The sequence below is a fragment of the Phenylobacterium aquaticum genome, from assembly GCF_947378715.1.
GTDB classification, from domain to species: Bacteria; Pseudomonadota; Alphaproteobacteria; order Caulobacterales; family Caulobacteraceae; genus Phenylobacterium; species Phenylobacterium aquaticum_A.
The window spans coordinates 1-20,484 of record NZ_CANCLE010000001.1 but is presented as its reverse complement, the minus strand read 5'-3'; the positions used below and the strand labels follow the sequence as shown (position 1 = coordinate 20,484).

18 protein-coding genes are annotated in these 20,484 nt (G+C 69.8%); 11 read left to right on the top strand and 7 right to left on the bottom strand.

Going from position 1 to position 20,484, the window contains the following annotated elements; all coding sequences use genetic code 11:
- The first annotated feature begins 73 nt into the window (after positions 1-73).
- The 3 genes from Q7P21_RS00090 to Q7P21_RS00080 are packed head-to-tail and all read left to right on the top strand — an operon-like array spanning position 74 to position 2,506.
- Positions 74-1,081 (top strand): agmatine deiminase family protein, encoded by a 1,008-nt coding sequence (locus tag Q7P21_RS00090; protein WP_304164402.1) that lies wholly within the window; start codon positions 74-76, stop codon positions 1,079-1,081.
- Positions 1,081-1,962: an N-carbamoylputrescine amidase gene (gene aguB, locus Q7P21_RS00085; protein ID WP_304164399.1), complete on the top strand. Its 882-nt coding sequence runs from the start codon at positions 1,081-1,083 to the stop codon at positions 1,960-1,962. The genes Q7P21_RS00090 and aguB overlap by 1 nt, the downstream gene beginning before the upstream one ends.
- A 10-nt stretch (positions 1,963-1,972) precedes the next feature.
- Positions 1,973-2,506: a GNAT family N-acetyltransferase gene (locus tag Q7P21_RS00080; protein ID WP_304175204.1), complete on the top strand. Its 534-nt coding sequence runs from the start codon at positions 1,973-1,975 to the stop codon at positions 2,504-2,506.
- On the opposite strand, the gene Q7P21_RS00075 is transcribed toward Q7P21_RS00080, so the two are convergent.
- The gene (locus tag Q7P21_RS00075) at positions 2,503-3,324 is read right to left on the bottom strand and encodes a phosphatase PAP2 family protein (RefSeq protein WP_304175202.1); all 822 of its coding nucleotides are present in this window, start codon (positions 3,322-3,324) and stop codon (positions 2,503-2,505) included. The two genes, Q7P21_RS00080 and Q7P21_RS00075, sit on opposite strands and share 4 nt — an antisense overlap.
- A 58-nt stretch (positions 3,325-3,382) precedes the next feature.
- Positions 3,383-4,264: a MaoC/PaaZ C-terminal domain-containing protein gene (locus Q7P21_RS00070; RefSeq protein WP_304164390.1), complete on the bottom strand. Its 882-nt coding sequence runs from the start codon at positions 4,262-4,264 to the stop codon at positions 3,383-3,385.
- Between the two features lie 223 nt (positions 4,265-4,487).
- On the opposite strand from Q7P21_RS00070, the gene Q7P21_RS00065 reads away from it, so the two are divergent.
- Positions 4,488-5,285: a SapC family protein gene (locus Q7P21_RS00065; RefSeq protein ID WP_304164387.1), complete on the top strand. Its 798-nt coding sequence runs from the start codon at positions 4,488-4,490 to the stop codon at positions 5,283-5,285.
- A 4-nt stretch (positions 5,286-5,289) separates the two neighbouring features.
- Here Q7P21_RS00065 and Q7P21_RS00060 read toward each other — a convergent pair whose 3' ends face one another.
- Positions 5,290-5,682 (bottom strand): acyl dehydratase, encoded by a 393-nt coding sequence (locus Q7P21_RS00060; protein ID WP_304164384.1) that lies wholly within the window; start codon positions 5,680-5,682, stop codon positions 5,290-5,292.
- A gap of 122 nt (positions 5,683-5,804) precedes the next feature.
- Here Q7P21_RS00060 and Q7P21_RS00055 point away from each other — a divergent pair, with 122 nt between their 5' ends.
- Positions 5,805-7,946 (top strand): protein-disulfide reductase DsbD, encoded by a 2,142-nt coding sequence (locus Q7P21_RS00055; RefSeq protein WP_304175200.1) that lies wholly within the window; start codon positions 5,805-5,807, stop codon positions 7,944-7,946.
- 35 nt (positions 7,947-7,981) lie between these two features.
- On the opposite strand, the gene Q7P21_RS00050 is transcribed toward Q7P21_RS00055, so the two are convergent.
- Complete coding sequence (locus tag Q7P21_RS00050) at positions 7,982-8,431, bottom strand: hypothetical protein (protein WP_304164379.1); 450 nt, start codon at positions 8,429-8,431, stop codon at positions 7,982-7,984.
- Between the two features lie 105 nt (positions 8,432-8,536).
- On the opposite strand from Q7P21_RS00050, the gene pgi reads away from it, so the two are divergent.
- Both pgi and Q7P21_RS00040 read left to right on the top strand, forming a co-directional pair.
- Positions 8,537-10,156: a glucose-6-phosphate isomerase gene (pgi, locus tag Q7P21_RS00045; RefSeq protein WP_304175198.1), complete on the top strand. Its 1,620-nt coding sequence runs from the start codon at positions 8,537-8,539 to the stop codon at positions 10,154-10,156.
- A gap of 8 nt (positions 10,157-10,164) precedes the next feature.
- On the top strand, positions 10,165-11,022 hold the full coding sequence (locus tag Q7P21_RS00040) for an SDR family NAD(P)-dependent oxidoreductase (protein WP_304164374.1): 858 nt from the start codon (positions 10,165-10,167) through the stop codon (positions 11,020-11,022).
- On the opposite strand, the gene Q7P21_RS00035 is transcribed toward Q7P21_RS00040, so the two are convergent.
- Complete coding sequence (locus Q7P21_RS00035; RefSeq protein ID WP_304164371.1) at positions 11,019-11,804, bottom strand: siderophore-interacting protein; 786 nt, start codon at positions 11,802-11,804, stop codon at positions 11,019-11,021. The two genes, Q7P21_RS00040 and Q7P21_RS00035, sit on opposite strands and share 4 nt — an antisense overlap.
- Positions 11,805-12,196: 392 nt before the next feature.
- Here Q7P21_RS00035 and hisS point away from each other — a divergent pair, with 392 nt between their 5' ends.
- The 4 genes from hisS to Q7P21_RS00015 all read left to right on the top strand — a co-directional run bounded on the left by hisS (position 12,197) and on the right by Q7P21_RS00015 (position 17,333).
- Entirely contained in the window at positions 12,197-13,666 is a 1,470-nt protein-coding gene (hisS, locus tag Q7P21_RS00030) for a histidine--tRNA ligase (protein ID WP_304164369.1), read from the top strand.
- 6 nt (positions 13,667-13,672) lie between these two features.
- The gene (locus Q7P21_RS00025) at positions 13,673-14,818 is read left to right on the top strand and encodes an ATP phosphoribosyltransferase regulatory subunit (protein ID WP_304175196.1); all 1,146 of its coding nucleotides are present in this window, start codon (positions 13,673-13,675) and stop codon (positions 14,816-14,818) included.
- Complete coding sequence (gene hisG / locus Q7P21_RS00020) at positions 14,815-15,768, top strand: ATP phosphoribosyltransferase (protein ID WP_304164364.1); 954 nt, start codon at positions 14,815-14,817, stop codon at positions 15,766-15,768. The genes Q7P21_RS00025 and hisG overlap by 4 nt, the downstream gene beginning before the upstream one ends.
- A gap of 356 nt (positions 15,769-16,124) precedes the next feature.
- On the top strand, positions 16,125-17,333 hold the full coding sequence (locus Q7P21_RS00015) for a TIGR03862 family flavoprotein (protein ID WP_304175193.1): 1,209 nt from the start codon (positions 16,125-16,127) through the stop codon (positions 17,331-17,333).
- Between the two features lie 42 nt (positions 17,334-17,375).
- On the opposite strand, the gene Q7P21_RS00010 is transcribed toward Q7P21_RS00015, so the two are convergent.
- Both Q7P21_RS00010 and Q7P21_RS00005 read right to left on the bottom strand, forming a co-directional pair.
- Positions 17,376-19,424: a M13 family metallopeptidase gene (locus Q7P21_RS00010; RefSeq protein ID WP_304164358.1), complete on the bottom strand. Its 2,049-nt coding sequence runs from the start codon at positions 19,422-19,424 to the stop codon at positions 17,376-17,378.
- 79 nt (positions 19,425-19,503) lie between these two features.
- Positions 19,504-20,484 (bottom strand): AMP-binding protein (locus tag Q7P21_RS00005; protein ID WP_304175191.1); only part of this gene is annotated, 981 nt, incomplete at its 5' end.

The window sequence follows — 20,484 nt, the reverse complement described above, 5'->3', positions numbered from 1 at the left end:
CCTTTTCTTATGCGCGCTTGACGTTGCGCTCAGAGCCGCCCATCTGCCCGCGTCTCATGTCTCGAGGATCGCCATGACCCTGACCGTTCCCGCCGAATGGGCGCCCCACAAGGCCATGTGGCTGGGCTTCCCCAGCCATGCCGAGCTCTGGCAGGAGGACATTGCGGTCGCCCAGGGAGAGGTCGCCGCCCTGGCCCGCGCCCTGGCCGGGCCCGGCGCCGAGCAGGTGCGGCTGATGACCGGCTCCCCCGAGGGCGAGGCCGCCGCCCGCGCCCAGCTGGGCGACGTCCCCGGCATCGAGATCGTGCCGGGCAGGTTCGGCGACATCTGGCTGCGCGACACCGGACCGATCTTCGCCAAGGGACCGAACGGCGCCGTGGCCCAGGGCTTCCGGTTCAATGGCTGGGGCGGCAAGTACATCATGGACCATGACGAAGAGGTCGCCGGCCAGATCGCAGTCGCGGCGGGCACGCCGCTCGTCGCCAATGACCTGATCATGGAAGGCGGCGCCCTGGACCATGACGGGGCGGGGACCATCCTCACCACCGGCCAGTGCCTGCTGAACCCCAACCGCAACCCGGGCTGGACCGCCGCCCTCGCCGAGGCGGCGCTGGCCAAGGCCCTGGGCGCCCGCAAGCTGGTCTGGCTGGGCGAGGGCCTCGCCAACGACCACACCGACGGCCACGTCGACAATCTGGCCCGCTTCGTCGCGCCGGGTCACGTGGTCTGTCCCGTCGCCTGGGGTCGGGGCGATCTGAACGTCGAGGCCTATGACGACTGCGCCCGCCGGCTGGGCGAGGCCGTCGATGCCGACGGTCGGCCGCTGAAGGTCACCCGCATCCCGTCGCCGGGCTGGATCGAGGGCTCCGACGGTCGCGCCGCGCCGGCCAGCCACATGAACTTCATCATCGCCAACCAGGCGGTGATCATGCCGGTCTATGAACCCGGCCAGGCCGCCGACCTGGCGCTGCAAGGGCTCCAGGCCCTGTTCCCCGACCGCGCGGTGATCGGCCTGCCATCCAACGCCATATTGACCGGCGGCGGCTCCTTCCACTGCATCACCCAGCAGGAGCCTGCCTGATGGCCCGTACGATCTCGGTCGCCGCGCTTCAGACTCACTATGGCCTGGACCTCGCCGACAATATCGCCCGCACCCAGGACCTGATCCGCGAGGCGGCGTCCAAGGGCGCCCAGGTGATCCTGCCGTCCGAGCTTTTCCAGGGCCCCTATTTCTGCGTGACCCAGGAGGAGCGCTGGTTCGCCACCGCCCATCCCTGGCGCGAGCATCCCTGCGTGACCGCCCTGGCCCCCCTGGCCGCCGAGCTGGGCGTCGTGCTGCCGATCTCGATCTTCGAGCGCGAGGGGCCGCACTATTTCAACAGCCTGGTGATGATCGACGCCGACGGCGCGCCCATGGGCCTCTATCGCAAGAGCCATATCCCGGACGGTCCAGGCTATCAGGAGAAGTACTATTTCCGGCCCGGCGACACGGGCTTCAAGGTCTGGGACACCCGCTTTGGCCGGCTCGGGGTCGGCATCTGCTGGGACCAGTGGTACCCGGAATGCGCCCGGGCCATGGCCCTGATGGGGGCCGAGGTGCTGCTCTATCCCACCGCCATCGGCACAGAGCCGCATGACCCCACCCTCGACACCGCCCTGCCGTGGCGACGGGCCATGCAGGGTCATGCGGTCTCCAACGTCATTCCGGTGGTCGGCGCCAACCGCATGGGCTTCGAACCCTGGGACGGCTATGTCGGCGGCGGCCAGGGCTTCTATGGCTCGTCCTTCATCGCCGACCATCGCGGCGACCTGGTCGCCGAGTTCGGGCGCGAGGACGAGGGCGTGCTGACAGCGACCTTCGATCTCGACTTCCTGGCCGGCCACCGGGCGGCCTGGGGCTTCTTCCGCGACCGCCGCACCGACCTCTATGGCGCGCTGGCCAGTCCGCGCCCCACCAGCTGAGGATCCATCCGTGATCGAGACCGACCGCCTGATCCTGCGCGGGATCCACAGCGAGGCCGACCGCGAGCAGTTGGCCCTGGTGAATGGCGACCCCCGGGTCGGCGCCTGGCTGGCCGGGACCCTCGACCGGGCCGGCAGCGACGCCATGGCCGATCGCATCAACGCCCACATCGCCGAGCACGGCTTCGGTTTCTGGGCCGCCGAGCTGAAGGCGGAACGCCGCATCGTCGGCCTGATCGGCCTGATGGTGGTCAAGCCCGACGCCCTGCCGGTTGGTCCGGCCATCGAGATGGGCTGGCGCCTGGCGCCGGAGACCTGGGGCACGGGCCTCGCCAGCGAAGGCGCGGCCGCCGCCCGCGACTGGGCGTTCGCTCACCTCGCGACCGATGAGCTGATCGCCTTCACCGCGCGCGGCAACCTGGCCTCCCAGGCGGTGATGCGGAAGATCGGCATGACCCCGGACCCGACCCGTGACTTCGATCATCCGAAGCTCACTCCGGACCACCCGCTGCGCGCCCACGTGGTCTACGCGATCGCGCGTTAGTCGGCGGGGCAGGCCGCCGTGCGCGAGGGGGCCTTGGCCAGTTCAGCCTTGGCCTTGGCGAAGTCGGCCAGGAACTGCGGCTCGGCGTGCTCGCGGGCCAGCATGGCGGCGCCCAGGACGCGGCCGGCCTCCACATCGCTCTGATAGTGCACGCCGCAGATCCAGCGGCTGTCGCCGATCGCCTTGCCGGCGCCGAGCAGGGCGTCGGTGTTGGCCGGCGCCATCTCGGCCAGGACCAGGGCCCAGGACCAGCCGACCATGGCGTGGCCGGAGGGATAGGAGGCGTTGGTCTTCATCCAGCCCTCGCGGGGGATGCAGATCGGCCGGTCGTCGCCGATCATCGGCCGGCTGCGATTGTAGAAGTCCTTGGCAGGGGTGCCGACCGTGCGGACGTCGAGTTCCATACGATGCAGCAGCTTCCAGACCGCTGGTGTCGCCTGGGAGCTGATCTGGCGGCCGGCGGCGCAGGAATAGCGTTCCAGGGCCCCGCCAGCCCAGATGTCGTTGTCGCGGATGGCGGCGGCCCAGCGGGGGGACCCCTGCAGGGCGCGGGTCTGTTCATAGGCCTGGCGATCGGCCTGGCCGCGCAGGGAGTCCGGCGCGGGCGGCGGGCCCAGCAGGGTCTTGCCGTCAATGGCGTCGGGGCCGAGATAGCCGCTGAGCTTGCTGGCGCCATAGGCGGTGGCGTCGCCCGGCGCTGTGGCGTGGGCAGGGCGCAGGAGGCCCATGACCGGCCGCAGGGCCGAGCAGGCGCCCAGCGCCAGGGTCAGGGCCGCGACCGCCACCGTGGTGGTAAAGGGTTTGGAGAGACGGATCATCCCTCGTCCATAGACCGGACCCGCCCCACAGGGAACGGGTCCGGCCGCCGGAATAGGATCAGCGCAGGACGGTCAGACCGTTCTTGATCACTGTCGCGCCACGGGCCTTCACCCGGGCCTCGAAGGAGATGTTCTTGCCGTCCTTCCACAGGTCCACCGTGATGGTGTCGCCTGGGAAGACCGGGGCTGAGAACCGGGCCTGGTGGGAGTAGATCTGGTCCGGATCGAAGTCGGTGATTGCCTGCAGCACCGCCCGGCAGGTGATGCCGTAGGTGCAGAGCCCGTGCAGGATCGGCCGCGGGAAGCCGGCCTTGGCGGCGACGTCCGGATCGGAGTGCAGCGGATTGCGGTCGCCGTTGAGGCGATAGAGCAGGGCCTGGTCCTCACGGGTGGTGAAATCCACCGACAGGTCGGGCGCCCGGGTCGGAACCGCGTGCGGCTCCGGCGCGCCTTCCGAGGGGCCGCCAAACCCACCGTCGCCGCGCGCGAAGGTGGAGCCGGTCAGGGTGGCGACCTTCTCGCCCTTCTCGTCGGTCCAGATGGTCTCATTGAGGATGACGGCGCCCTTGCCCTCGCCCTTGTCATAGGCCCCGACCGTGCGGCCCTGGGCGGTGTAGGTCCCGGACGCCGAGAGCGGCTTGTGCAGTTCGACCTTCTGCTCGCCATGGACGACCATCAGGAAGTTGATCTGGCTGGGGCGGTGGCCGGCCGGCATTTCCGGCGCGGGGCCGGCCGCGCCGCGCAGGCCGGCGGCCAGGACGGTGGCGGCGGTTGGCACGACCTTGAGGCCCTTCTCATAGACGAAGGGCAGCTCCTGGGTGTTCATCGGGTCGGCGCCCATGCCCACGCCCAGCGCGTAGAGCATCACGTCCTTGTCCCCGTAGCTGAAGGTCCGGGGCGCGGTCTTCTGATCAAGAATGTCGGGATAATAGATGGCCATGAAATCATTTCCTCCGCTAGGCGGCCTTAATCGGCGTCTTTCCTATGGTCGGGATTGAAGCGGTTCGGTTCTTCGGAAGCAAGCGGCGCGCGAGCGGATTTGCCCGGCCCCCTGCGATCGGCTAGAAGCGCGGACCCTGCGAGGATGGACCCCGTCGAAGGTCAAGGTCCGCCCGCCCAACCCATTCCGCGCTTCCAGCGCCCAGGACCCGCGAAGGCACTCCATGGCTGACACCAAGCTTACCCCCGGCGGCGAAATCTCCGGCAATGTGCTGTTCTATTCCCGCCCCGAGCCGCTCTCGCCCGACATGCACAAGGGCCTGGGCGTCAAGCGCATGGACGGCCCCTTCGGCTTCGCCAAGACCGGACACGCCGTGCCCCTGGCGGTCACCGAGTTCTCGCTCGCCGCCATCTCCAGCCCGATCATCTTCGTCGGCGAAGACAAGCTACCCTTGGCGGTGATGGGCCTGAACGCCGAGGAAAACCTCTATCTGCGCGATGACGGCCTGTTCGACGCCGGCGTCTATGTGCCGGCCTATATCCGCCGCTATCCCTTCGTGTTCGCCAATGACGCCGCCGCCGGCCAGATGATCCTGTGCATCGACCGCGCCGCCGAATTCATCGTCGAGGGCGGCGACATGGCCTTCTTCAACGCCGACAACACTCCCACCGAGTACACCCAGAACTGCATCGAGTTCTGCAACAACTACGAGGTCGAGCGCCAGCGGACGACGAACTTCGTCCAGATGCTCAAGGACCTGGACCTGTTCGAACTGAAGACCGCCACCCATACCCCGGCCACCTTCGACGGCCAGGTCGGCGAGACCCAGGTCATCGCCGAATTCTTTGGCGTGTCGGAAGAGAAGCTCAACGCCCTGCCGGCCGACAAGCTGATCGAGATGCGCGACAACGGCGCCCTGATGCAGATCTACGCGCACCTGATCTCGCTGTCCGGCTGGGACAAGCTGATCGCCTTGCAGGTCTACAAGAACTTCGTGGCCACCCAGGCGGCCAACGCCTAGGTCTCTATCGCGCGAAGACGCTGCGGGTCAGGCAGGAGAAAACCAGCCGACCCGCTTCGTCGAGCAGATCATGCTGGGCGATGATGATGCCCTTGCCGTCACCGACGGGATCCTTGCCCATCACGGTCATGCGGCCGCGCAGGGATTCCCCGGCCGGCGGGTTGCGCACCCAGCGCAGGGCGTCGACGCCCAGGCGCTTGGTCTGGGGCCAGCCCATGGTGGCGGCCGCATCCACCCGGGCCCATAGCGCGTACACCATGGCGTCGGGCGCGCCGCGTTCGGCCGGCCAGCCGGGAGCGAAGGCGGAAATGAAGGCCTCCAGCGCACGTGAATCGACGCGGACGTCGCCCAGCGACACCACCTGTCCGATTTCAATTTCGTCGAAACTCGCGGGCACCGGGGCGCCTCCCGTGGCGGATCATCTGATTCGTCGATGATGGCGGCCTCGCGCGACAAGTCGAGCGCTTTGCGGAACGCGGTTCCCGCGCCATATAGCGGGCAGGATCAATGGGGCTGCGGATGACACGTTTACTCGCCGGGATCGCCGCGATCCTTGGACTCTCCCTGTTCCTGACCACCCCTGCGGCGGCCCAGCAGGTCCGCCACGTCCAGGCGGAACTGGTCACCGACAGCCGTGGAATCGCCCCTGGCGGGACGATCCATGTGGCGCTGCGCCAGCAGATCCAGAAGGACTGGCATACCTATTGGCGCAACTCCGGCGACTCCGGCGAGGCGACCCGCCTCGACTGGACTCTGCCGACGGGATTCACCGCGGGCGATATCGTCTGGGCGACCCCGGGCCGCCATCCGACCGGTCCGCTGATGAACTATGGCTATCAGGACGAGGTGCTGCTGCCGGTGGCGATCACCGCCCCGAAGTCCGCCAGGCCCGGGACCATGGTCACCCTCAAGGCCGCCGCCGCCTTCCTGGTCTGCGCCGACGTCTGCGTGCCGGAGGACGCCGATCTCTCTCTCACCCTGCCGGTCACGGCCGGAGCGCCTGATCCCGACACCGTCTGGGGGCCGAAGATCGCCAAGGCCCTGGCCGACGCCCCCAAGCCCGGCGGCCTTGACGCCGTCTTCTCCGTCAAGCCCGCCGGGATCGCGCTGGCCGTCACCGGCGCGCCCCTCAAGGGCGCCGACCTGGCTGACGCCTATTTCTATCCCTACGAAGGCAATCTGATCGACCACGCCCGTCCGCAGCCGATTGAGCGTGGTCCCGACGGCCTGACCCTGACGCTGGCCGGCGCCTATGGCTTCCAGCAGGGGCGCTCCCCTGCCGTCCTGTCGGGCGTCCTGGCCCTCGGCGGCAAGGCCTATGAGATCACCGCCAAGCCCGGCGTTCCACCGCCTGGAGCCGCCGGACTCGGCGCGCCGCCGGTCAAGGCCACTCCGGGACCGGCGGGCGGTGCAGGCCTGGGCCTGGTCGCCGCCGTGGCCTTCGCCTTCGTCGGCGGGTTGATCCTCAACCTGATGCCCTGCGTCTTCCCGATCCTGGCCATGAAGGCCGCTTCCCTGGCCGGCCACGCCCATGAACATGCGGCCGCGCGCCGCCAGGGCCTGGCCTTCCTGACGGGTGTGCTGGCGACCTTCCTCAGCCTGGCGGGCCTGTTGATCGCCGTGCGGGCCGGCGGCGCGGCCGTGGGCTGGGGCTTCCAACTGCAGTCGCCGCCGGTGGTGGCCGTGCTCAGCCTGCTGATGCTGGCGGTGGCGCTCAATCTCTCGGGCCTGTTCGAGGTCGGCGCTTCACTGCAGGGCGTCGGTCAGGACATCGCCTCTAAGGGCGGCCTGGTCGGGGCCTTCTTCACAGGGGCGCTGGCCGTGGTGGTCGCCGCCCCCTGCACGGCGCCGTTCATGGCCCCGGCGCTGGGCTGGGCCCTGACCCAGAGCCCGCCGGCCGCCCTGGCGGTGTTCGCGGGCCTGGGCCTCGGCTTCGCGGCGCCCTTCACCCTGGCGGCCTTCGCACCCGCCCTGCTGTCGCGCCTGCCCAAGCCGGGCGGCTGGATGGAGGGGTTCCGTCGGCTGATGAGCTTCCCGATGTACGGGGCGGCGGCCTGGCTGGCCTGGGTGCTGACCGTCCAGGCCGGCTCTTCGGCGCTCGCCCGGGTGTTCGCCGCCGCCGTGGTGCTGGCGCTCGGCGCCTGGACCCTGGGCATCGCCCAGCGCCGCCACGCAGCGGGGGGCAAGCCCCTGGCCCACGCCCTGACCGGCGGCGTGCTGACCGTGCTGGCCTTCCTCGCCTGCGTCTGGCCGAGCTATGCGGAGGTTCCGGCGGCCGGGGCGGAGGCGGGCTCCGACGCGACCGCCGCCATCCCCTATGAAGCTTGGAGCCCGGACAAGGTCGCCGCGGCGCAAGCCGCCGGCAAGCCGGTGTTCGTCAACTTCACCGCGGCCTGGTGCGTCACCTGCCAGGTCAATGAGAAGGTCGCCTTCTCGACGCCCCAGGCTGCTGCGGCGTTCAAGCGCTCGGGCGCGGTCTATCTGAAGGGCGACTGGACCCGGAAGGACGCTGTGATCGAGGCCGAGCTCGCCAAGCATGGCCGGGCCGGCGTGCCGCTCTATCTGGTCTATGGCGCCAGGGGCGGCGAGCCCCAGATCCTGCCGCAACTGCTGACGCCGGCGATCCTGGCGGCGGCGGTGGAGAAGGCCGCGAAGAGCTGATCGCCCCTCAGGCCGGCGGGGTGTTTCTACGCGCCTCAGGCCGGCGGGGCCGGGGGCGCGGTGATCACCTCGACATTGTCGTTCAGCAGATAGGACATGTCGCGCAGCGCCGTGTCGCGGGCCTTGCGGTCGGCGGCCGCCGCGTCGACGGCGGCGAGCTTCAGCGGCAGGTCCTGGGAGATGCCGCGCAGGATGCACTTCAGGTCGCCGTCCGTGCCGCGCTGGGCGAGCGTCAGGTGGCCCTTCATGTCCAGGTCCGACAGTTCGCTGATCGCCGCGTGGAAGGCCGGTGTGATCGGCTTGCCGGTCCCCCGGAAGGCGTCGACCTGGGCCTTCAGCGTCTTGGCCCGCTTCACGATATCGACGAACAGCGGTTCGCTGGCCACTGAAGGCGGCGGCGCAGCGGCCGGGCCGTGGGTCGGCGCCATGGGCGCTGTGGCGGCGAGCCAGAAGAAGGCGACAGAGGCGGCGGCGTCGCAGGACATCGGGGAAACCCTCGCGAAAGGTCTGGCCGTCCAAGACAGGACGAGGTCCGATCTGCTACCTCGAACATGGTAAACGCCGTCCTACCAGCCGCCGCCGGAGCCTGCATGCCGACCGATCTCGACGCCGCCTGGACCCGCCTCGAAGCCGCCGGCGCGGCCGCCCGCGACCGCCGGATCGTGGACCTGTTCGAGGCTGAGCCCGATCGTCTCGACACGCTCGTCCTCGACGCCTGCGGCCTGAGGCTCGACCTGTCCAAGCAGCCCTGGACCAAGGCCGACCTGGCTGTGGCGCTGGACCTCGCCGAGGCCGCCGAGGTGGAGGCCGCCCGCGCGCGGCTGTTCTCAGGCCAGGCGGTCAACGCCTCGGAGGACCGCGCGGCCCTGCACATGGCCCTGCGCGCGCCGAACGGCGCAGCCTTCAAGGCCCAGGGGGTTCCAGTCTCCGCCGAGGTCGAGGCCACCCGCGACCAGATTCGCCGATTCGCCGAGGCCGTGCGGTCGGGCGCGGTCCTGGGCGCCAGCGGCAAGCCCTTCCGATCCATCGTCCATATCGGCATCGGCGGCTCCGACCTGGGCCCGCGCCTGATCTGGGAGGCCCTGCGACCGCTGGAGCCGGTGATCGAGCTGCGCTTCGCCGCCAATGTCGATCCGGCGGAGGCGGCCCTGGCTCTGGCCGGTCTTGATCCGGCCCAGACTCTTATCGTGGTGGTCTCCAAGACCTTCACCACCCAGGAGACGCTCGCCAATGCCGAGGTCGCCCGGGCGTGGTTGCGCGCCGCCCTGGGGCCGGCCGCTGATTCGCATCTGGTGGCGGTCTCGGCCGCTCCGGCCGTGGCTCAGGCCTTCGGGGTTCCCGCCGACCAGGTCTTCGCCTTCTGGGACTGGGTGGGGGGGCGCTATTCGATCTGGTCCGCCGTGGGCCTGTCCTGCGCCGTGGCCCTGGGTTTCGAGGCCTTCGAGGCCCTGCTGGCCGGGGCGGCGGCGATGGACGGCCACTTCCTGACGGCGCCGCTCGGCCGCAACGCGCCGGTGATGCTGGCGCTTGCCCACATCTTCAACCGCAATGGCCTGGGCCGGCCCCTGCGCGCGGTCATCCCCTATGCCCAGCGCCTGCGGCTGTTCGCCAGTTTCCTGCAGCAGCTGGAAATGGAGTCGAACGGCAAGCGGGTCAGCCAGGCAGGCCAGCCCCTGACCCGGGGCTCGGCGGCGGCGGTGTTCGGCGACGCCGGCACCAATGGCCAGCACGCCTTCTTCCAGCAACTGCACCAGGGCACGGACGTGGTCCCGGTGGACTTCGTGGCGGTGGCCCAGGCCAGCGAGGGCGAACCGGCCTCCCAGACCAAGCTGCTGGCCAATGTCATCGCCCAGGCCGAGGCCTTGCTGGTCGGCCGCTCCGCCGAAGATGTCCGCGCCGAGCTGGAGGCCAAGGGCGCGCCGCAAGCCCGGATCGAGGCCCTGGTCCCGCAGCGGACCTTCCCCGGCGATCGGCCCTCCAGCTTCATCCTGATGGACCGGCTGACGCCCGAGCGTCTCGGCGCCCTGATCGCGCTCTATGAGCACAAGGTGTTCGTGGAGGGGGTGCTCTGGGGGGTCAACAGCTTTGACCAGTGGGGGGTGGAACTGGGCAAGACGCTCGCCGCCCGCATCCTGCCAGAGCTCGAAGGCCAGACCCGGAACCCGCACGATCCGTCCACGGTCGCCCTGATCGACCTTCTCAAAGACTAGGAATCTCCATGCAAGACCTCAAAGGCAAGACCGCCTTCATCACCGGCGGGGCCAGCGGCCTGGGCCTGGCCATGGCCCACGCCTTTGGCGAGGCGGGCATGCAGATCATGCTGGCCGACATCGAGCGCGCGCCGCTGGACGCGGCGATCGCCGACCTGGAGGGCCGCCAGATCAGGGCCGCCGGGGTGATCTGCGACGTTGTTGATCGCAAGGCGGTGGAGGCCGCAGCAGCCGAAACCGTCGAGACTTTCGGCAAGGTCCACCTGGTCTGCAACAACGCCGGGGTCGGGGCGGGCGGGCCGATGGATCAGGTCAAGCCGGCCGACTGGGACTGGGTCGTGGCCGTGAACCTGATGGGCGTGGTCTATGGCATGGAGACCTTCCTGCCGCTGATCCGCAGCCACGGCGAAGGCGGCTGTTTCGTCAACACGGCCTCCATGGCCGGCCTGATCTCCGCGCCGGGGATGGAGCCCTATACGGCCACCAAATACGCCGTGGTTGGCATGTCCGAGGGCTGGGCGGCCCAGCTGGCGCCTGAAGACATCCACGTGGCCGTGCTGTGCCCGGGCTTCGTGCGCACCAAGATCAACCAGTCCGGCCGCACCCGCCAGGCCCAGTTCGGCGGTCCGGCGGTCAGTGAGATCGTCGCCGGCAACCTGGTCGACAGCGGCATTGATCCGGAACGGGTCGGCCGCCGGGTGCTGGAAGGGGTGCTCGCCAAGGAGCGCTACATCCTCACTCACCCCGACATGCGCCCCCTGGTCCAGGGCCGCTTCGGCGCCCTGATGAGCGCCTTCGACGCCGCCGACGCCAGCCCGGCTCTGGCCGGCATGGACTACAAGACCCCGAACCTGACCCCCGGCTAGGCCTGGGAGGCCATGCGGGCGGCGAAGTCCGCCTCGTCCATGATGTGGTCATGGCCGCCCTGGCGGCCGGGGCGCCAATAGCCCTCGGCGCTGATCTGGTCCTTGGCGAAGCCCCGAGCCAGCAGGCCGCGTCGCAGGGTCTGGACCGTGCTGGTCTCCGCCATCAGATAGGCGTGGCCGCGTCCAGGGCGGGGCGCGAACAGGGCCGCCCGTTCGATCAGCCCCAGGCTGGCGGGCAGGGCGGGACCGCCACGCACCAGCCAGTCGAGATCCAGGTCGCAATAGGCGTCGAGCAACTGGCGGTCGTCCTTGTGCTCAACCTCGATCATCGCATAGGCGCGGCTGTGCGGGGGCAGGGCCTCCAGCATGGCCAGGACCCCCGGCAGGCCGGTTTCGTCGGCGACGAACAGATGCCAGTCGGCGTCCGGCTTGATGAAGGTGCGGCCACGGGGCCCGGCGGCTTCGATCCGATCGCCGGGCTGGGCGGTCATGGCGAACTGTTCGCCGGGCCCGCCATGGCCGTGGATCACGAAGTCGATCGCCAGGCGGCCGGTGGCGCGATCGAGCCAGCGGATCGTGTAGTGCCGCCGGCCCAGTGTCCCGTCCTCCAGCGGTAGCAGCAGCACCAGATCCTGGCCCGGCCTGTAGTCGAGGCTGGCCAGGTCCTCGCCGGTGAAGATCAGCCGCAGCGCGTGGGGAGTCAGGAATTCCGTCTCGATCAGGGTCAGGGCGCGCACCGCCATGGGCGGGCGGTTGGGGCGTCCGGTGAAGGGCATATTCATCAGGAACCTCTTTCGTCATAATCTAGATATATCTGATGAAAGATATATCTAGACACAGACTTCGACCCTGTCCAGCCCCTTGCGATCAATTCGCATCTGTTGGTGCGACTCGCCTTTCCGAGACCCTTGGGCTAAGGGGATCGCCGCATGATCCGGTTCGCCCACCCCCACGGCCTCCACCATCCGACCTCGCTGCGCGGGATCGGTCGGGGTCGTTCGGCTTAAGCACGAACCCGGCGCGAGCCCCGCGAAAGCGGATGGGGCTCGCTGAGGTCAGCCACCCCGTCCGTCGAGACCCAGACTAGAAGGGACGACGACGATGATCTTCCAGAACCTCCGCCAACCCGCCCCGCGCCTTGCCGCGCGCGCCGCCAAGCCTTAAGCGCTCCGCCATGTCCGACGCTTCCCAACGCCCCGAAGCCCGCGCCCCCCGCGGCTTCATCGACCGCCGCGCCCGCGACCTGGCCGCCGAGCGCGAGATCCTCACCCGGGTCTCCGCCGTCTATGAGCGCTATGGCTTCGAGGCCCTGGACACCGGGGCTTTCGAATATGCCGATGCGCTCGGTAAGTTCCTGCCCGACGCCGACCGTCCCAATGAGGGGGTCTTCGCCCTGCAGGACGACGACGAGCAGTGGATGGCGCTGCGCTACGATCTCACCGCGCCGCTCGCCCGCTTCGTGGCCCAGAACTGGGACGCCCTGCCCAAGCCGTTCCGCCGCTACGCCTTCGGGCCGGTCTGGCGCAATGAGAAGCCGGGTCCCGGCCGTTATCGCGAGTTCGTCCAGTGCGACGCCGACACGGTGGGCTCTGCCCGCCCCGAGGCGGACGCCGAGATCATCGCCATGGCCGCCGAGGGGCTGGGCGCGGCTGGCCTGGCGACCGGGTCCTATGTGCTGAAGATCAATAACCGCAAGCTGCTGAACGGCCTGCTGGCCACGGCCGGCGTGACCACCGAGGGCCAGAAGCTCGCCGTGCTGCGCGCCGTCGACAAGCTCGACCGCCTGGGGCCGGACGGGGTGCGCCTGCTGCTGGGCGAAGGCCGCAAGGACGAGAGCGGCGCCTTCACCAAGGGCGCGGGCCTGGACGCCAGGTCGGCCCAGGCCGTGCTGGCCTTCACCGCCGCCGGCGTGGCTGGCGGCCGTAGCGAGACCCTGGACGCCATCGCCCGGGTGATCGGCGGTTCGGCCGAGGGCGACGAAGGGCTTGAGGAACTTTCGCGGATCGATCGGGCGCTTAACGGCCTGGGGGTCGGCGCGGACAAGGCGGCCTTTGACCCGTCGGTGGTGCGTGGCCTGGAATATTATACCGGCGCGGTCTTCGAGGCCGAGCTCCTGCTGGACACCACCGACGAGAAGGGCGAGCCCGTGCGGTTCGGCTCGGTCGGCGGGGGCGGGCGCTATGACGACCTGGTGGCGAGGTTCACCGGTGAGCGGACGCCGGCCACCGGCTTTTCCTTCGGGGTTTCGCGTCTGGCCTCGGCCCTGCGCGCGGCCGGTCGCGACCTGGGCGGCGCGGCGCGCGGGCCGGTGGTGGTGATCGCCTTCAGCCCCGACGACATGGGCGCCTATTTCCAGCTGGTCAGCGAACTGCGCGCGGCCGGCATCGCCGCCGAGGTCTATCTGGGCGCCTCTGGAATGCGGCCCCAGATGAAATACGCCGACAGACGATTGTCACCGGCCGCCGTCATACTGGGCGGTGACGAGATCGCGGCGGGGACGGTGACGGTGAAGGATCTGGACCTGGGTCGCGCGCTTTCGGCCGGCGTCACCGACAACGCCGCCTGGCGCACCGAGCGGCCTGGCCAGCAGACCATTCCCCGCGCCGAGCTGATCCCGGCGCTGCGCCGGATCCTGGAGGCCTGACCCGCCATGCGCGCCGAGCCCGCCATTCCCCCTGAAAAGCTGGCCGCCATCCGCGCGCCGTTCCTGGCGGCGGGGGCCGAGGCGGTCGACGCCCCGCTGCTGCAGCCGCTGGGTCTGCTGCTCGACCTGGCGGGCGAGGCCCTGCGCGCCCGACTGTTCGTGGTCCAGGCGGAGGGGGGAGCGGAGACCTGTCTGCGTCCCGACTTCACCGTGCCGGTCGCGCGCCTGCACCTGGATCGTGGCGCCGCGTCGGGCCGTTATGTCTATGAGGGCAAGGTGTTCCGCGCCGCGCCCGACAGTCCTGATCTGGCCGAGGAGTTCCTGCAGATCGGCCTGGAGCGCTTTGACGCTGGCGAGGCCGCCGCCCCGGCGGCCGACGCCGAGATCGTCGCCATCGCCTGGCGGGCGGCCGAGGCCGGCGGGCGCAAGGACCTGTCGCTGTGGCTGGGCGACGTGGCCCTGTTCGCGGCCTTTATCGATGGCCTGGACCTGAGCCCCAGCCTGGGCGCGCGGCTGAAGCGCGCGGCGGCGCGACCTCGGCTGCTGCAGGCCGAACTGGCCCGCGCCGGTCAGCCGGCCAACGACCAGGGCTCCGATCCGGGCGGTCTCGCCGGGGTGCTGGCGGCGCTCAGTCCGGTCGAGGCTGGCCGCATGCTGGAAGAGGTCTGGGCGCTGGCTGGGGTCGAGCCTGTGGGCGGCCGAGGCCCCGCCGAGATCGCCCAGCGTCTGGTCCGCCGCGCCGAAGCCCAGCGAGCGCCGGCCCTGACCCTCGACCAGGCCGAGGCGCTGCGCCGCTTCCTGGCCATCGAGGCCGAGCCTGCGGACGCGCTGGCCGCCGTCGCGGCCCTGGCCGGGCCGAAGTCCAAGGCCCTGAAGCAGGCCCTGCAGGTCTGGACCCGGCGGCTGTCGCATCTGTCCGAGGCCGGGGCGCCCATCGCCCACGCCCGCTTCGCCACCGCGCTCGGCCATGCCTTTGACTATTACGACGGCCTGACCTTCGAGATTCGCGCCCAGGGCCTGGGCCCCGATCGCCCGATCGCCGTTGGCGGTCGCTATGACGGCCTACCCGTGCGGCTGGGCGGCCCAGCCCAGGCCCAGGCCGTTGGCTGCACCTTGCGTCCCCTGTGGGCCCTGGCGGAGGACGCCCGATGAGCGAACCCCTGATCATCGCCGTCCCCTCCAAGGGCCGGCTGAAAGAGCAGGTCGAGGAATGGCTGGCGGATTGCGGCCTCAAGCTCTCCATCGCCGGCGGCGCCCGGGGCTACATGGCCGAACTGAAAGGTGTCGGCGGGGTGCAGGTGCGCCTGCTCTCGGCCGGCGATATCGCCGAGGCGATCGACGCGGGCGAAGTGCATCTGGGGATCACCGGCGAGGACCTGCTGCGGGAGCGCGGCGGAGCGCTGGAGGATCGCGCCTTGCTGCTGCGCGCCCTGGGCTTCGGTCGCGCCGATCTGGTGGTCGCCGTGCCTAAGAGTTGGATCGACGTCGACACCATGGCCGACCTGGAGGAGGTCGCCCATGATCTCCTGGCGCGCAATGGCCGGCGCATGCGGGTGGCGACCAAGTACCTGGTCCAGACCCGGGCCTTCTTCGCCCGCCATGGTGTCGCCGACTACCGAATCGCCGAGTCCGGCGGGGCGACCGAAGGGGCGCCGGCGGCCGGGGCCGCGGAGCTGATCGTCGACATCACCACCACCGGCGCGACCCTGACCGCCAATGGTCTGAAGATCCTCTCCGACGGAGTGATCCTGAAGAGCCAGGCGCAACTGACGGCCGCCCTGCGCGCCGACTGGTCCGAGGACCAGCTGGCTGCGGCCGAGGGGTTGTTGCGGATCATCGAGGCCAGGGCCACCGCCCATGAGAGCGCCACCCTGGTCTGGCCGGCTCAGGATGGCGACGAGGCCCTGGTCGAAGACCTGGTGGCGGCCGGGTCGATCCCCCGGCCCAATGGCCTGCTGACCCCGGTGGAGGGCGTGGCCCGCGCCGCCGGCCTGCTGACGGCGGCGGGTCGAGGACCGGTGACCGCCTCACGGCCCGATTTCGTGTTCGAAACCCGCTGCGCGCCGTTCGAGGCCCTGCGCAATCGGCTGGGTAAATTTTGACGTATTCGTCAAAAATATTCCCCTGAGAGGCGCTAAATCGCCTGATCGCGGAAATCTGATCCATTTTCGGCCGAATGGTCGAAATGGGTGCATTGACTCGAACCAGAAATTGCCGTTTTGTCTGTCTTGCGAGAGACATGACGGCTTCTAAGTCCTTCAGTCTCCGGCGTTTCGGGGAGGAAACGCCCGCTTAATAAGAGCGACAGCTCAAAAAAATATGGCCCGTTGCGATTATCCCCCGCAGCGGGCCAAATTTTTGCCCGCGATCATTTTTGACATATGAGTCAAAATAATCCCCTCGCCCTCGGCGACGCAGCCCGTGCTACAGGGCGCTCCGCGCAGCGACAGACCCTCCCATGACCCAAGCCCCCCATCTCGTCGTCATCGGCGCCGGCCCCGCAGGCCTGATCGCCGCCGAGCACCTGGCCCAGGCCGGATGGCGGGTCACGGTCCATGACCGCATGCCCAGCGTCGGACGCAAGCTGCTGATGGCCGGGCGGGGAGGGCTCAACCTCACCCATTCCGAACCGGCGGATCCCTTCCTCGCGCGCTATGGCGCGGCCTCACCGTGGCTCGCCCCGATGCTGAGGGCCTTCTCAGCCGCCGACCTGACCCGCTGGGCTGAGGGCCTGGGCCAGCAAACCTTCACCGGCCCCAGTGGCCGCGTGTTTCCCAAGGCCATGAAGGCCTCGCCCCTGCTGCGCGCCTGGCTGATCCGGCTGTCCGAGTTGGGCGTCGAGATTCGAACCCGCTCGGAATGGCGGGGCTGGACGCCGGCGGGCGACCTGGTGTTCGCCGATGTCGAGGGGGCGACCGAGACAGTTCGGCCCGACGCCACCCTCCTGGCGCTCGGCGGGGCGAGTTGGCCACGGCTTGGCTCGGACGGCGGCTGGACGCAGGTGCTCACCGAGGCCGGTGTCGCCGTCTCGCCACTGAAGCCGGCCAATTGCGGCTTCGAGGTCGACTGGAGCCCCATCTTTCGAGACCGCTTCGCCGGCCAGCCCCTGAAGGCCGTCGCGCTTTCCCATCGCGGCCAGGCGGCCCGCGGCGACGCGATGGTCACCGCCTATGGGCTGGAGGGTGGGGCGGTCTACGCCCTGTCCGGCGCCCTGCGCGACGCCATCGCCGCCGACGGCCCACAGACCCTGGAGATCGATCTGCGCCCTGACCTGTCGCGCGGCGGCATCACCGATCGCCTGGCCCAGGCGCGACCGAGCTTGTCGACCACCGAGCTGTTGCGCAAGGCCCTGAAGCTGACCCCGGCGGCGATCAATCTGGTTCGCGAGGGCCACGGCCCGGGCCTGACGCCGGAGCGCCTGGCGGCGGCGGTCAAGGCCGTGCCGATCCGGGTCACCGCCGCCCGTCCCCTGGACCGGGCCATCTCCAGCGCCGGCGGGATCAGCCGCGACGCTGTGGACGAAGGGCTGATGCTCAAGGCCCGGCCCGGCGTCTGGGCGGCGGGCGAGATGCTGGACTGGGAGGCGCCGACCGGCGGCTATCTGCTGCAGGCCTGTTTCGCCACCGGCCTGTGGGCCGCCAAGGCCATGGCGGCCTCGCACCTGTAGAAGGAGTGGGGCGGGCCTGTCGGCGCCGCCCCCTGAGTCTCGCTACCAGATGCGGACCCGGTTCTCCGGGGCGATGTACATGCCGTCGCCCGGCTTCACGCCGAAGGCGTCATAGAAGGCGTCGATATTGCGGGTCGGCACATCCACCCGCGCCCGGACCGGGGCGTGGGGGTCGGAGACCAGCAACTGGCGCTGGCGGTCGTCGCGCAGCTTGGAGCGCCACACCTGGGCCCAGCCCAGGAACACCCGCTGGTCGCCGGTCAGGCCATCGATCACCGGGGCTGGCTGGCCGTGCAGCGAGACGTGATAGGCGTCGAGCGCCAGCAGGAGACCGCCCAGGTCGGCGATGTTCTCGCCCATGGTCAGACCGCCCTGGATGTGGGCGCCCGGCAGGATCTCGATCGCTGAATATTGCGCGCCGAGCTTGGCGGCCTGGACCTCGAACTTGGCGGCGTCTTCCGGGGTCCACCACTCGGTCAGCCGGCCATCGCCGTCGAAATGTCGGCCCTGGTCATCGAAGCCATGGGTGATCTCGTGGCCGATGGTGCCGCCGATGGCGCCATAATTGACCGCCATGTCGCCGTCGCGATCGAAGAACGGCGGCTGCAGTATGGCGGCCGGGAACACGATGCCGTTCTTGATCGGCGAATAGTAGGCGTTCACCGTGGGGGGCGTCATGCCCCATTCCTTGCGATCGACCGGGCCATTCATGCGCTTGACGGTTCGCGCCCATTCAAAGCGGTTGGCCCGCTGGACATCGCCATAGAGGTCGCCGGCCTTGACGGTCAGGGCCGAATAATCCCGCCAGGCGTCGGGATAGGCGATCATCACGCTGAACTTCGACAGCTTCTCCAACGCCTTGGCCTTGGTCGCGTCGCCCATCCAGGTCAGCCGCTGGATGCGGCCTTTCATGGCGGTCAGGATGTCGCCCACCAGTCCTTCCATCCGGGTCTTGGAGTCCGCCGGGAAGTAGGTCTGGACATAGAGCCGGCCCAGGGCCTCGCCGATCGATCCGTCGACCAGGGCCACGCCACGCTTCCAGCGGGGCTTGGGCTCGAGTTGGCCCGCCAGGGTCTTGTCCCGGAAGTCGAAGTGGGCGTCGTCGAAGTCCTTGGAGAGGTAGGGCGCGGCCTGGTCGGCCAGGCCAAAGGCGGTCCAGGCCTTCAGGGTCTCCATCGGGGTCTTGGCGTAGATCGCCGCGATCTTCGGGAAGGCGGTGTTCTCGGCGACCACCACCTTCTTGGCGCCTGACAGCTCGGCGCCGGCCAGGAAGGCGGTCCAGTCGAAGCCTGGCGCCAGGGTCGCGAGCTTGGCCGTGGGATAGGGGTTATAGGTCCGGGTGTCGTCGCGCTGGTCGATCCTGGTCCAGGAGACCTTGGCGATCTCGGTCTCCAGCGCCACGATCGCCTTGGCGTGGGTCTGCGGATGTTCCCAACCCGACAGCGTCAGGATCTTGGCGACATAGGCCTCATACTTGGCCTTCTGGGGCGCGAACTTGGGGTCCAGATAGTAGTCGCGGTCCGGCAGGCCGAGGCCGCCCTGGCCGAGATAGACGGTGTAGCGCAACGGGTCCTTGGCGTCGTCATAGACCGCCGCGCCGAACACCGAGCCACCGAAGCCGCTCTGATGCTGGCCCATGATCCTGGCGATATCGCTGCGGCTCTTGGCCTTGCGGATCAGGGCCAGTTCACCGGCCAGGGGCTTGGCGCCGGCGGCGTTGACGGCGGCCTCGTCCATGAAGCTGCGATAGAGGGCGCCGATCTTGGCCTCGTCGCCGGTGGCGGCCTTGTCGGCGGCGGCCTTCTCCAGCACCGCGCGCATGCGGTTGGTCGACAGTTCTCGCAGCCCGTCGAACGAGCCATAGCTGGTGCGGTCCGCCGGAATCACCAGGGTCTTGAGATAGGTCCCGTTGGCGTAGTCGAAGAAGTCCTGGCTGGGCGCCACGCTCAGGTCACGGCCGGCCAGGTCGAAGCCCCATTCCCCCCGGCGCGGCGCCTTGGCGAGGTCTGCGGCGGAAACGTCGGCGGCGAGCGCGGGTGAGGCCGCGAGCACGAGGGCGAGCGACGCCCCGGCGAGCCAGTAGGATTTCATTGAATTATCGGGCCTTTGAACGAAAGCTGGGGGCCGCGACCATGCCGGCCTGCGGCCCCCAAGCCACGTTACTTTTTTGTTACGTCGCGGTCACGCCCAGCACCTCAAGGGCCTTGGTCCGCACGGCTTTGTAGTCCAGCTTGCCGTTCGGCGCCCGACCCACGGGGGCCAGGACCAGCTCACGCGGGGCCTTGTAGTCGGCCAGGTGCGCCTTCACGTGGGCGGACAGCTCGGCCAGGGTCGGGGCCACGCCGTCCACGCAGTCGACCACGGCGCAGATCCGCTCGCCGAAGCGTGGGTCAGGCACCCCCACCACGGCGGCGTCACGGACGCCGGGGAAACGCTTCAGCGCCTCCTCGACCTCTTCCGGAAAGACCTTCTCGCCGCCGGTGTTGATCACCTGCGAGCCGCGGCCCAGCAGGGTGATGGAGCCGTCGGTCTCCAGCGTCGCCCAGTCGCCCGGCACGCTCCAGCGGCGGCCCTCGAAGGTGCGGAAGGTCTTGGCCGACTTTTCCTCATCCTTGTAATAGCCGACCGGGGTGTAGCCGCCGACCGCCACCAGGCCGCGCTCACCGGACCCTGCCTCGACCCGGCGGCCGTCCTCGGTGAACACCGCCGCATTGGGACCGGCCAGGAACTTGGCGGTGCCGACCGTGGCCCCGCCGCCGGAGGTGGAGCCGGCCAGGCCCAGGGCCTCCGACGAGCCCAGGCTGTCGATCAGCATGATGTGCGGCAGGTGCTTCAGGAGGCCCTGCTTGTTCTCCGCCCCCCACATGGCGCCCGACGACACGATCCGGCGCAGGGACGGCAGGGTCCAGCGGCCGGGATGGGCCTCCAGGGTCTCCAGCATGGGCGCGGCGAAGGCCGGCCCGACGATCACCAGGCCAGACGCCTTCAGCCGGTCAACCTCGTCGAACAGGCCGGCCGGATCGAAACGGCGCGAGGCCAGGGTGGCGACGGCCGACCCCGCCACCAGGCTGCCCATGGAGATGAACTGGCCAGTGGCGTGCATCAGGGGCGCGACCGGAATGGTGATGACCGGGTCGGGCGCCCCGGCGGC

What these genes read in the sequence shown, in the direction of transcription:
- aguB (WP_304164399.1), top strand. Translation starts at nt 1,081, where the DNA reads ATGGCCCGTACGATCTCGGTCGCCGCGCTTCAGACTCACTATGGCCTG.
- hisG (WP_304164364.1), top strand. Translation starts at nt 14,815, where the DNA reads ATGAGCGAACCCCTGATCATCGCCGTCCCCTCCAAGGGCCGGCTGAAA.
- Q7P21_RS00055 (WP_304175200.1), top strand. Translation starts at nt 5,805, where the DNA reads ATGACACGTTTACTCGCCGGGATCGCCGCGATCCTTGGACTCTCCCTG.
- hisS (WP_304164369.1), top strand. Translation starts at nt 12,197, where the DNA reads ATGTCCGACGCTTCCCAACGCCCCGAAGCCCGCGCCCCCCGCGGCTTC.
- Q7P21_RS00065 (WP_304164387.1), top strand. Translation starts at nt 4,488, where the DNA reads ATGGCTGACACCAAGCTTACCCCCGGCGGCGAAATCTCCGGCAATGTG.
- Q7P21_RS00010 (WP_304164358.1), bottom strand. Translation starts at nt 19,424, where the DNA reads ATGAAATCCTACTGGCTCGCCGGGGCGTCGCTCGCCCTCGTGCTCGCG.
- Q7P21_RS00075 (WP_304175202.1), bottom strand. Translation starts at nt 3,324, where the DNA reads ATGATCCGTCTCTCCAAACCCTTTACCACCACGGTGGCGGTCGCGGCC.
- Q7P21_RS00040 (WP_304164374.1), top strand. Translation starts at nt 10,165, where the DNA reads ATGCAAGACCTCAAAGGCAAGACCGCCTTCATCACCGGCGGGGCCAGC.
- Q7P21_RS00025 (WP_304175196.1), top strand. Translation starts at nt 13,673, where the DNA reads ATGCGCGCCGAGCCCGCCATTCCCCCTGAAAAGCTGGCCGCCATCCGC.
- Q7P21_RS00050 (WP_304164379.1), bottom strand. Translation starts at nt 8,431, where the DNA reads ATGTCCTGCGACGCCGCCGCCTCTGTCGCCTTCTTCTGGCTCGCCGCC.
- Q7P21_RS00015 (WP_304175193.1), top strand. Translation starts at nt 16,125, where the DNA reads ATGACCCAAGCCCCCCATCTCGTCGTCATCGGCGCCGGCCCCGCAGGC.
- Q7P21_RS00035 (WP_304164371.1), bottom strand. Translation starts at nt 11,804, where the DNA reads ATGAATATGCCCTTCACCGGACGCCCCAACCGCCCGCCCATGGCGGTG.
- Q7P21_RS00070 (WP_304164390.1), bottom strand. Translation starts at nt 4,264, where the DNA reads ATGGCCATCTATTATCCCGACATTCTTGATCAGAAGACCGCGCCCCGG.
- pgi (WP_304175198.1), top strand. Translation starts at nt 8,537, where the DNA reads ATGCCGACCGATCTCGACGCCGCCTGGACCCGCCTCGAAGCCGCCGGC.
- Q7P21_RS00090 (WP_304164402.1), top strand. Translation starts at nt 74, where the DNA reads ATGACCCTGACCGTTCCCGCCGAATGGGCGCCCCACAAGGCCATGTGG.